Origin of the sequence: uncultured Campylobacter sp. (assembly GCF_938030145.1) — a bacterium.
GTDB lineage: Bacteria > Campylobacterota > Campylobacteria > Campylobacterales > Campylobacteraceae > Campylobacter_B.
The window spans coordinates 165,786-175,693 of record NZ_CALHGM010000008.1; the positions used below are offsets into that span (position 1 = coordinate 165,786).

The following is a 9,908-nucleotide window of genomic DNA, read 5'->3' on the forward strand; positions in this document are numbered from 1 at the left end:
CACGATGCCAGCGTAAGGCACATAAGGCAAATTATAGCGATGAGCGGTTATATCCTCGGCGCAAACGATTAAAATTTTATCAAAGCAGCCAAAAAGCTCGCCGTAAATTGAAAGAGTTTAAATTTAAAAGCGAGCTGCCGCTTTTGACAAAATAAAGCGAGTTGAGCTTAAACTAGACCTTGATCCAGCATCGCATCGGCTACGCGGCGAAAGCCCGCGATGTTTGAGCCTAGCACGAGATTGCCCTCCGCGCCGAATTCCTTCGAGGTCTCGTAGCTGGTGCGGAATATGTGGCGCATGATCTCGCGCAGCTTGCTATCGACCTCCTCGAAGCTCCACGACGCCATCTGCGCGTTTTGCGCCATCTCAAGCCCGCTCGTAGCCACGCCGCCAGCATTCGCCGCTTTGGCAGGGCCGAAAAGAAAGTCTTTTTGCGCGAGCATAAAATCGATCGCCTCAAGCGTGCTTGGCATATTCGCGCCCTCGCAAACCATGCGACATCCGTTGGCATAGAGAGTCTTTACGTCTTGCAGATTAAGCTCATTTTGCGTAGCGCTCGGAAATGCCGCGTCGCACGGCACGCTCCACACGCCGTTGCGGCCTGCGGGATAGGCGCTAACTGGGATAAATTTTGCGTTAGGACGCTCCTTGGCATATTCGCAAAGCCCTACGCGCAGCTGCTCTTTTAGCTTTTTAAGAAGCGCCACGTCTATCCCATCGGCATCATAGATAAAGCCCGTGGAATCGCTTACGGTGACGGGCTTAGCCTGCATCTGATAGAGCTTTTCGGCGGTGTAGATCGCGACGTTGCCGGCGCCCGAGATCGTGCAAATTTTACCGTGCAGCGAATCGCCCCTGGTAGCTAGCATCTCGTTTGCAAAATAAACCGATCCGTAGCCCGTAGCCTCGGTGCGCGCGAGGCTGCCTCCCCAGCTTAGCCCTTTGCCCGTAAGCGCGCCGTCGAATCTGCGGGTGAGCTTTTTATACGCGCCGTACATATAGCCGATCTCGCGACCGCCCACGCCGATGTCGCCCGCGGGCACGTCGGTATTGGAGCTGATTAGGCGGTGAAGTTCTAACATAAAAGCTTGACAAAATCTCATAATCTCGCCGTCGCTCTTGCCCTTGGGATCGAAATTCGCGCCGCCTTTTGCGCCGCCGATATTAAGGCCCGTGAGGGAATTTTTAAAAATTTGCTCAAACCCTAAAAATTTTAAAACGCCCAAATTTACGCTCGGATGAAAGCGCAGACCGCCTTTGTAAGGGCCCAGAGCGGAGTTGAACTCTATGCGATATCCAGTATGCACGCAGGGCTCGCCGCCGTCGCTCATATAGACGACGCGAAACATCATCGTGCGCTCGGGCGCCAAAATACGCTCTAAAATTTTATTTTTCACGTATCGCTCGTCGCGCTTTAGAAGCGGTATGAGCGAGTATAAAATCTCGGTCGATGCCTGGATAAAGACCTCCTGACCGGGATTGGCGCGCTTTAAATTTAGCAGCAAGCCGTCGATGTAAGATTTCATAGTTCCTCCTTTTGAACCGGATTAAATTTTAATTTTTTGGCTTTAGCGATAAATTTTTTCAGCGCCAGCTCCTCGCGGACGCCGATTTTATAGCTTATAAATTTCAGATAATTTAAAATTTCGCGCTCTTTTATGCCGCGCGAAAGGGCGTAGCTTTGCAGGATATATCTTGGAATTTTAATGCGCGAACGCAAAAATTTCGTCGCCAGGCGTGAGTAGGCTTTTTCGTTTTTCACGCAGCACAGCCGCCCGAAAACAAAGGGCAAGCCCGTGCGCTGCTGCCAAATTTCGCCCAAATCGTAAAATTTATCCCTGCCCTGCGCAAGCAGCGCCTTTAGAGCATTATCGCCGATTAGCACCTCGCCGCTAAGATCCAGCACGCGAGCTAGCATATTTGAGCTCATCGACGCGGGATCAAGCCTGGGCGCCGAGTTTTTGCGAACGAGCACGCTTAGCACCTCGCGCTTTGCGACGATTCCAAGAGGCAGCTTGCGGTATTTTGCGCGGCGGCTTTCGATGCTTGAGATCACCGCGGCATCTATCCTGCAATTATAAAGATCGACGCAGAGTTTGCTCGGCACCCCTTTTTTAAATTCTATCGATTTTTTAACATAAGACGGCAGCGGAAGGGATTTTAAAAATACGTGAAAAGGGAGCAAATTTAGATAATCGATTTTGCCTAATAACATGACTTTCTCCGAATTTAGCGCAGGAAAGAGGTTAAATTCCGGCGCTAAATCGGAATTTAACCAAAAATTTTAAAGTTTATTTGACCTCGGTGATCGGGATAGATTTGTATTTGCTAAACTCCACTATGCCCTCACCTTTTTTGAAGTGGATGCTCACTCCGTCTTTGTTCTCCATATAGATGCCGTCGGCGGCTCGGTCGCGCTTGAGGTTGTAACTTTTGCCGCTATCGTCCTTTAACACGGCGGTATTGAAATCGTCGTTTGAACTAAGCGATAGTTTTTTGCCCTGCTCATCGACGAAATAGAAGGTCTTTGCGTTCTCTTTGGTTATGGTTTTTTCGCTCTGTGCTTGCTTATTCATAGCGCTATCCGGGGATTGGCGGAGCTGGTTTGAGCCGCATCCTAGCAAAACTAACGCCAAAGCGGCGCACGATAGAACTTTAAACATATTTTTCCTTTAAATTTAGGTTGCACTCGTTGATGAGTGATTTTCGGATATCCCAAAGCTTTTGAGAGAGATCCACTTTATAGCTTTGCGGATGGACGTTGCGAAGGTGCTCGAGCCAAAATTTACTCTTCTGCTCCTTGCTAAAACGCGCGATCTCGCTTACCGTGCGGCGCACGCCTACGAATTTACCCTCCTTAAAAACGGGACGTAAGAGCTTATGCGCGCTGAAATTCGTTAAAATTTTACGCTTGTAGGTGTAAAGAGGGTGAAAAATTTCAAGCGGCGCGCTATCGTCTATGCTCTCTCCATCAAGCGCGATCAGATCGGCAAGCGCCATGCCGTTATCCTTGTCGAAGAGCCTAAAGACCTGCTTATAGCCCGGGTTGTTGATCTTGCGCGGATCGTTTGAAATTTTGATCTTAGCCACGATCTCGCCATCTTTTTCGATACCGCTTAGCTTATACACACCACCTAGACTCGAACTATCTCCGCCGGTGATGAGCCTCGTGCCGATCCCCCAGCTATCAATTTTGGCATCAAAAAGCTTGAGTTGATCGATCGCGTATTCGTCCAGATCGTTAGATGCGGTGATCTTTGCGTTCTCAAAGCCCGCAGCGTCGAGCATCTTACGCGCCTGCTTGGTCAGATACTCCAGATCGCCCGAATCGATGCGGATTCCAAGCGGCTCATAACCGCTTGCGCGCAGCTCCTCAAAAACCTTGATCGCATTCGGCACGCCGCTTGCGAGAGTATCGTAGGTATCGACGAGCAAAAGCGTGCTGTTCGGATAAATTTTAGCGTAGGCGCGAAACGCCTCCAGCTCGCTATCAAAGCTCTGAATCCAAGAGTGCGAGTGGGTGCCGATCGCGGGCACGCCGAATTTCTTTGCGGCGAGCACGTTTGACGTGGCACTGCAGCCCCCTATAATCGCAGCTTTTGCGCCGTAGATGCCCGCACTTCGCCCCTGAGCGCGGCGCAAGCCAAACTCCATCACCGAATCACCCTTAGCGCTAAAATTGATGCGCGAGCTTTTCGTGGCGATTAGAGTTTGAAAATTTATAGTATTTAAGATCGCAGTCTCGATGAGCTGCGCCTCCATGATATTTGCCTTGACGCGAATTAGCGGCTCGTGCGGAAATACGATCTGCCCCTCATCCATGGCGTAAATTTCGCCGCTAAATTTAAAGCCTCTTAGAAATTCCAAAAATTCAGGCTTAAAGAAATTTAGACTTTTTAGATATGCGATGTCGTCGTCGCTAAATTTTAAGTTTTCGATATAATCCACAACCTCGTTTAAGCCGCAAAATATCACGTAACCGCCGCCGCTTGGGTTTTTACGATAAAAAACGTCAAAAACCGCTGTCTGATCGGGCTTTGTTAAAAAATAGCCCTGCATCATACTAAGCTGATAAAAATCGGTAAGTAAAGCCAAATCTTTCATTTACGCCTCTTAAAATTTAATCTCGCCTCGTGCAGGAGCAAGAAATCATATCTTTTTTGCTTCCAGGCTCTTTTTATAAGCCGCAGCGTCGAAGCCTTTGACGCGAGCGACGCCGTCATCCACCGCAGCTTTTGCGACCGCCGTCGAGATCACGGCAAATACGCGCGGATCAAAAGGATTTGGGATCACGTAGTCTTTGCCGAATTTTAAGTTATCCTTGCCCAGCATCTTGCGGATTTCTGCAGGAACCTCTTCGCGAGCAAGATCCGCCATCGCGCGAGCGGCCGCAATCTTCATATTTTCGGTGATCTTTTTGGCTCTTACGTCAAGCGCGCCGCGGAATATATACGGAAAGCCCAAAACGTTATTGATCTGATTTGCAAAGTCGCTTCTGCCCGTACCTACGATCGCGTCGTTTCGTACTTCCTCGACCTCGCTTGGATAAATTTCGGGTACCGGATTTGCAAGCGCAAAAATGATTGGATGCGGCGCCATAGTCTTTACCATCTCTTTGGTTAAAACGCCCGGCTTACTAAGTCCTAAAAACATATCCGCGCCTTTCATCGCATCCTCTAGCGTGCGATCTGCAGTGTCTAGGGCAAATTCTTTCTTTTGCTCGGTAAGATCGGTGCGGCCCTTGTGGATCACCCCTTTGGAATCGAGCATTATGATATGTTTGGCGCCTAAATTACGATACATCTTTGCGCACGCTATGCCAGCAGCGCCCGAGCCGCTAACTACGATCTTCATATCCTCGATCTTTTTGCCGCTGATGAGGGCTGCATTGATTAGCCCTGCGCCTGTAATCATCGCGGTGCCGTGTTGATCGTCGTGCATGACGGGAATATCGACGACTTTTTGCAGCTCGCGCTCGATCTCGAAGCACTCGGGAGCTTTGATATCCTCTAAATTTATACCGCCGAACGTAGGCGCAAGCGCTTTGCAAATTTCAATTATCTTTTTTGGATCCTTCTCGTCGATCTCGATATCAAACGCATCTACGCCCGCAAATTTTTTAAATAAAACCGCCTTGCCCTCCATTACGGGCTTTCCGGCGATAGCGCCGATATCTCCGAGTCCTAAAACTGCCGTGCCGTTGGTGATGACGGCTACGAGATTGGCTTTATTAGTGTATTTAAATGCGGCTTCGTGATCATTCTCGATCACCTTACAAGGTTCCGCGACGCCCGGCGTATATGCAAGCGCCAAATCCTCCGCCGTAGCACATGGTGTTTTTACATTCGTTCCGATTTTACCACCTATGTGGTACTTCAAAGCCGCTTCAACGTTTACTTTAGCCATTTTATAATCCTTTTTTGATTAAATTTGAAATTCTCGTTTTAACTTCGTCGCTTCCTAAAATTTCACAAATTTCAAAAATCGACGGACTAACGCTTCCTCCCGTGATCGCAACGCGCAGAGGCTGAGCCAGGTCTTTCAGCTTGGCGCCGTTTGCGTCCAAAAACTCCATCGTCCTTTCCTCGCACTCCTTTGCATTTAAATTTGCGCTTAGAGTATCCGCAAATTTTGCGAGTAAGCTTAGCGAACTTTCGGTTACAAATTTCTTATACGCCTTCTCGTCGTAGCAGCTCGGGCGATTTAGAAGAATTTTAATGCCCTCAGCCATCTCCACTAGCGTCTTTGCGCGCTGTTTGTACTGCTGCGCGATGAGATGTTTTTTCGCGTGCGAGCGGATATCGACGCCGAATTCCACAAGCTGCGTGGCAAGCTCGTCGTCGCTTGAACTTTTAATATAATGCGCATTGAGCCACTCAAGCTTGGTTTGGTTGAAAGTGCTAGCGCTCTTGCTGATATGGTTAGGATCAAAGTATCGCTTCATCTCCTCCATGCTAAAAATTTCATCATCCCCGTGGCTCCAGCCCAGACGTACTAAGAAATTTAGCAAAGCTTGCGGTAGATAGCCCATGCGCTTGTACTCCATCACGTCGGTAGCGCCGTGACGTTTGCTTAGTTTGCTACCGTCGGCGCCGTTAATCATCGCGACGTGGTAAAATTTCGGGATTTTAAAGCCCAGCGCGTTATACAGCACGATCTGCTTTGGGGTGTTGCTTAGATGATCGTCGCCGCGGATCACGTCCGTGACGCCCATCAGCGCGTCGTCGATCACGACCGTGAAGTTGTACGTAGGCGTGCCGTCGGAACGCGCGATGATGAAATCGTCCAAAATATCGGCGGCATTAAATTTTATCTCGCCCTTGATGCCGTCACTAAATTCTATCGTGCCGCTAAGCGGGGCTTTTATACGCACTACAGGCTCGATCCCAGCAGGCGGCGTGCCGGTAAAGTCGCGATAGCGGTTATCGTAGCGCGGGCGCTCTTTGCGAGCTTCCTGCTGCGCGCGCAGCTCATCCAGCTCGTCCTTACTCATATAGCATTTGTATGCCTTGCCCTCATCTAGCAGCTTTTGGATGTATTGTTTATAAAGATCGAAGCGCGAGCTTTGATACACGATCTGCCCGTCATAGTCCAGATTGCACCACTTAAAGGCTTCCTCGATCGCCCTAGCAGCCTCCTGCGAATTGCGCTTCAGATCGGTATCCTCGATGCGCAGCAGGAATTTACCGCCTTTTGCTCTAGCGTAAAGATAACTAAAAAGCGCCGTTCTAAGTCCGCCGATATGTAAATATCCCGTAGGACTCGGCGCAAAACGAGTTACTATCATAAAAATTCCTTTGCAAAAATTACCATTTAATGTTATAATCGCGATCTTGTAATTATAAAGCAAAAAGACTAAATAAAGGTTAAAAATGATAAAGAAACTGCTTTTTTCCGCGATGATCTGTGCTGTTTGTGCAAATGCCGAAGTAGTAAACGGTGTCATCGCCGTGGTAGATAATGAGCCGATCACCGGCTACGAACTAGCCAAAGTTCAAAAACTAACGGGCACTTCGCCGCAAGCCGCGATGGAAATTTTAATCGGGCAAAAGCTTCAACAATCCGAGATTAAACGCCGCGGCATCGCGGTAAATGACGCGGAGATCGATGCGAGACTCAAAGCGATCGCCGATCAAAATAAGCTTAGCTTAGACCAACTCAAAACCGCTGTGCAAAAGCAAGGCATGAACTACGATGACTTTAAAGCAAATGTCCGCCGCACACTGCTTGAAGAAAAGCTCTATGGCTCGATATTCGCAGACGTACAGCACCGCACGACCCCTGAAAATGTCAAAAAATTCTATAGCCAAAATAGTTCATTATTCACGACTTTCGACAGCATCACGCTCACCCGCTATATCGCAAAATCGCAAGCTCCGCTCGATAAGATCCGCGCAAATCCGAAGCTCCGTCCGAGCGACGTGTATGTGATGAAGGGCACCCTCAAGGCCAATCAAATGGATGAGGGGCTCAAATATATCGTCACAAACGTTGAGCAGGGCAAATTTTCGCCGATCATCCCTACGCGCAACGGATATGAGATGTTTTATGTAAACGACAAAAAAGGGCTTCGTACGCTTGATTTTGACAGCGTGCAAGAAAAGGCGATCGAAGGCTACGTGACCTCTGAGCGCAAAAAGGCAATCACCGAGTTCAATGACAGACTCCGCTCAAACGCTAATATCCGCATTATCGAGCATCCGCAGGCAAAAGCGCAAGGCACAAAAACCGCTCCGAAAGTTAAAGTGCAAAAAAGGCAGTAAATTTTAAAATCCGATGCCGTACATTAAATTTTATAGAATTTAACGCCGATAACGCAAGGGCAAGCGCGGGTTCGCCCTACTGTACGTTAAATTTGATAAATTTAAAGGATTTGCGTGATAGTAATCAACGATTTTACCGAACTTAAAAGCGATCCTAGAAGCGGCGGCATAAGCGCTGCGGACTTCGGTGCAAGCAAATTTTGCTCCCACATCGATATCGCCTCAAACCTAGTAGCCGTTTGGGGCGACGAAACCGGCGACAGGATCTAAATTTAAAAATTTATATAAATCTGCTTGGAACAAATTTACTTTTGATGCATTGCTTAAAGCCCCATCTACCGAGCCTCATACGCGCTTTGTAGTGCCCAAACTTTATCTTGCAAATCCTTGCGTTGCCTATCTCCACTCATTTAATAGTATCTCCTAAAAAATTTTATGCATATAAAATGGGGATGCTGCCGATAAAATTTAGAAATTTCATACGTTAATTTCGTAGCAGAATTTCGCTTCCTAAAATTTCATCGCAGCATGGTGCCGGCGGAGGCCTGCTCGCGCTACCTGCCGCTTAGATACTCCTGCAGCGTTTTAACTTCAAGCGCGGAGTCGTCCTTTATCGAGCAGATCGAGCGCGTAGCGGCGATCGCCGCCTTCATCGTCGTAAAATACGGTAGTCTAAAGCGCAGCACGCTCTGGCGGATCTTCGCGGCATCGGTGGAGTTTGATTTGCTATCACTAGTGTTGATGACAAGTGAAATTTCGCCATTTTTGAGCTTGTCCTCGATATTTGGGCGACCCTCGCTGATTTTATAGACAAACTCGCACTCCACGTCGTTTTCTCCCAGCAGCTTGTGAGTGCCGCTCGTAGCCGCGATACTAAAGCCTGCTCTCGTAAACGCGCGTGCAAGCTCTACGGCTCGCAGCTTGTCGTGATCGGCTAGCGACAAAAATACCTTGCCGCCGCTTGGAAGCGCGTTGCTCGCGCCGATTTGCGATTTAGCAAAGCTTTTGGCGAAGCTCTCGCCGATACCCATCACCTCGCCGGTGCTTTTCATCTCAGGCCCTAGGATCAGATCCGCACCTGCAAGCTTGTTGAAAGGAAAGACGCTCTCTTTTACGCAGATATGGTTTTTAATACGCGGCTTTAAAATTCCCTTCTCTTCGACCAGCACGCCGAACTCGTCGTAAAATTTCAAAGCCTCGCGTAGACCGCCTTGCCACATTACGCGGGTAGCGACCTTTGCCATCGGAATTCCGGTCGCCTTGCTGACAAACGGCACGGTGCGGCTCGCGCGCGGATTTACCTCTATAATGTAAAGCTCGTTTTCAAAAATCGCGAATTGAATATTCATAAGCCCCACGACGCCGAGATTTAGCGCGATCTCTTTGGTTTGGCGACTTACCAGATCGATCATCTCCGCGCTTAGACTAAGCGGCGGCAAGATACTCGCGCTATCGCCGCTGTGGATGCCCGCCTCTTCGATATGCTCCATTATCGCGCCGATATACACGTCGCGCCCGTCGCAGATCGCATCCACATCAAGCTCGGTCGCGTCAAGTAAAAATTTATCTATAAGCACCGGCGAGTGATCGCTCACGCGCACCGCCTCGCTCATATACTGCCTAAGCTCGGCTTCGCTATGCACGCGCCGCATCGCGCGACCGCCGAGCACGTAGCTAGGGCGCACGAGCACCGGATAGCCGATCGCAGCGGCCTTTTCAATTGCTTCGGCTTCGCTTATGGCGGTATCGTTTTTCGGCTGCTTAACGCCGATACTTGCGATAAACTCGCTAAATTTTTTGCGATCCTCCGCTACGTCTATCGTGCGCGCGCTCGTGCCAATGATCTTGGCTCCCACGGTGCTTAGGCGCTTGGCAAGCTTTAGTGGCGTTTGACCTCCGAAATGCACGATCACGCCGTCTGGGTTCTCGGCCTCGATGACCGCTCTAACGTGCTCGAAATCGATCGGCTCGAAGTATAAAATATCGCTCGTGTCGTAGTCGGTGCTGACGGTTTCGGGGTTGCAGTTATACATTATCGTGGTGATGCCCATATCGCGTAGCGCGTAGCTAGCGTGCACGCAGCAGTAGTCAAACTCGATGCCCTGCCCGATGCGGTTCGGACCGCCGCCGATGATGAGGACCTTT

General features: G+C 49.3%; 9 protein-coding genes. 2 read left to right on the forward strand and 7 right to left on the reverse strand.

Translation table 11 applies throughout. The features are described 5' to 3' along the window. Positions 1-167 precede the first annotated feature (167 nt). The 6 genes from gdhA to gltX all read right to left on the reverse strand — a co-directional run bounded on the left by gdhA (position 168) and on the right by gltX (position 6,787). Positions 168-1,526 carry an NADP-specific glutamate dehydrogenase gene (gene gdhA / locus Q0323_RS02065; protein WP_298050990.1) on the reverse strand — a complete coding sequence of 453 codons (1,359 nt, stop codon included), beginning with the start codon at positions 1,524-1,526 and terminating at the stop codon, positions 168-170. Then, positions 1,523-2,215, reverse strand: a complete 693-nt coding sequence (locus tag Q0323_RS02070; RefSeq protein WP_298050992.1) for an MqnA/MqnD/SBP family protein — start codon at positions 2,213-2,215, stop codon at positions 1,523-1,525. Before Q0323_RS02070 ends, gdhA begins: the two co-directional genes overlap by 4 nt. Before the next feature lie 76 nt (positions 2,216-2,291). Next, positions 2,292-2,663 carry a hypothetical protein gene (locus tag Q0323_RS02075; protein WP_298050995.1) on the reverse strand — a complete coding sequence of 124 codons (372 nt, stop codon included), beginning with the start codon at positions 2,661-2,663 and terminating at the stop codon, positions 2,292-2,294. Then, the gene (locus Q0323_RS02080; RefSeq protein WP_298050997.1) at positions 2,656-4,104 is read right to left on the reverse strand and encodes a nicotinate phosphoribosyltransferase; all 1,449 of its coding nucleotides are present in this window, start codon (positions 4,102-4,104) and stop codon (positions 2,656-2,658) included. Before Q0323_RS02080 ends, Q0323_RS02075 begins: the two co-directional genes overlap by 8 nt. 45 nt (positions 4,105-4,149) lie before the next feature. Then, entirely contained in the window at positions 4,150-5,406 is a 1,257-nt protein-coding gene (locus Q0323_RS02085) for a malic enzyme-like NAD(P)-binding protein (protein WP_298051000.1), read from the reverse strand. A 1-nt stretch (position 5,407) separates the two neighbouring features. After that, positions 5,408-6,787: a glutamate--tRNA ligase gene (gltX, locus tag Q0323_RS02090; RefSeq protein ID WP_298051002.1), complete on the reverse strand. Its 1,380-nt coding sequence runs from the start codon at positions 6,785-6,787 to the stop codon at positions 5,408-5,410. Between the two features lie 85 nt (positions 6,788-6,872). Between gltX and Q0323_RS02095 the strand changes: the two genes are divergently transcribed. Both Q0323_RS02095 and Q0323_RS02100 read left to right on the forward strand, forming a co-directional pair. Beyond that, a complete protein-coding gene (locus tag Q0323_RS02095) occupies positions 6,873-7,763 on the forward strand; it encodes a peptidylprolyl isomerase (protein WP_298051005.1) in 891 nt (296 codons plus the stop codon). Positions 7,764-7,877: 114 nt separating this feature from the next. Continuing rightward, on the forward strand, positions 7,878-8,033 hold the full coding sequence (locus Q0323_RS02100) for a hypothetical protein (RefSeq protein WP_298051008.1): 156 nt from the start codon (positions 7,878-7,880) through the stop codon (positions 8,031-8,033). 284 nt (positions 8,034-8,317) lie between these two features. On the opposite strand, the gene carB is transcribed toward Q0323_RS02100, so the two are convergent. Then, on the reverse strand, positions 8,318-9,908 hold a 1,591-nt coding region (gene carB / locus Q0323_RS02105; RefSeq protein ID WP_298051010.1), incomplete at its 5' end, for a carbamoyl-phosphate synthase large subunit.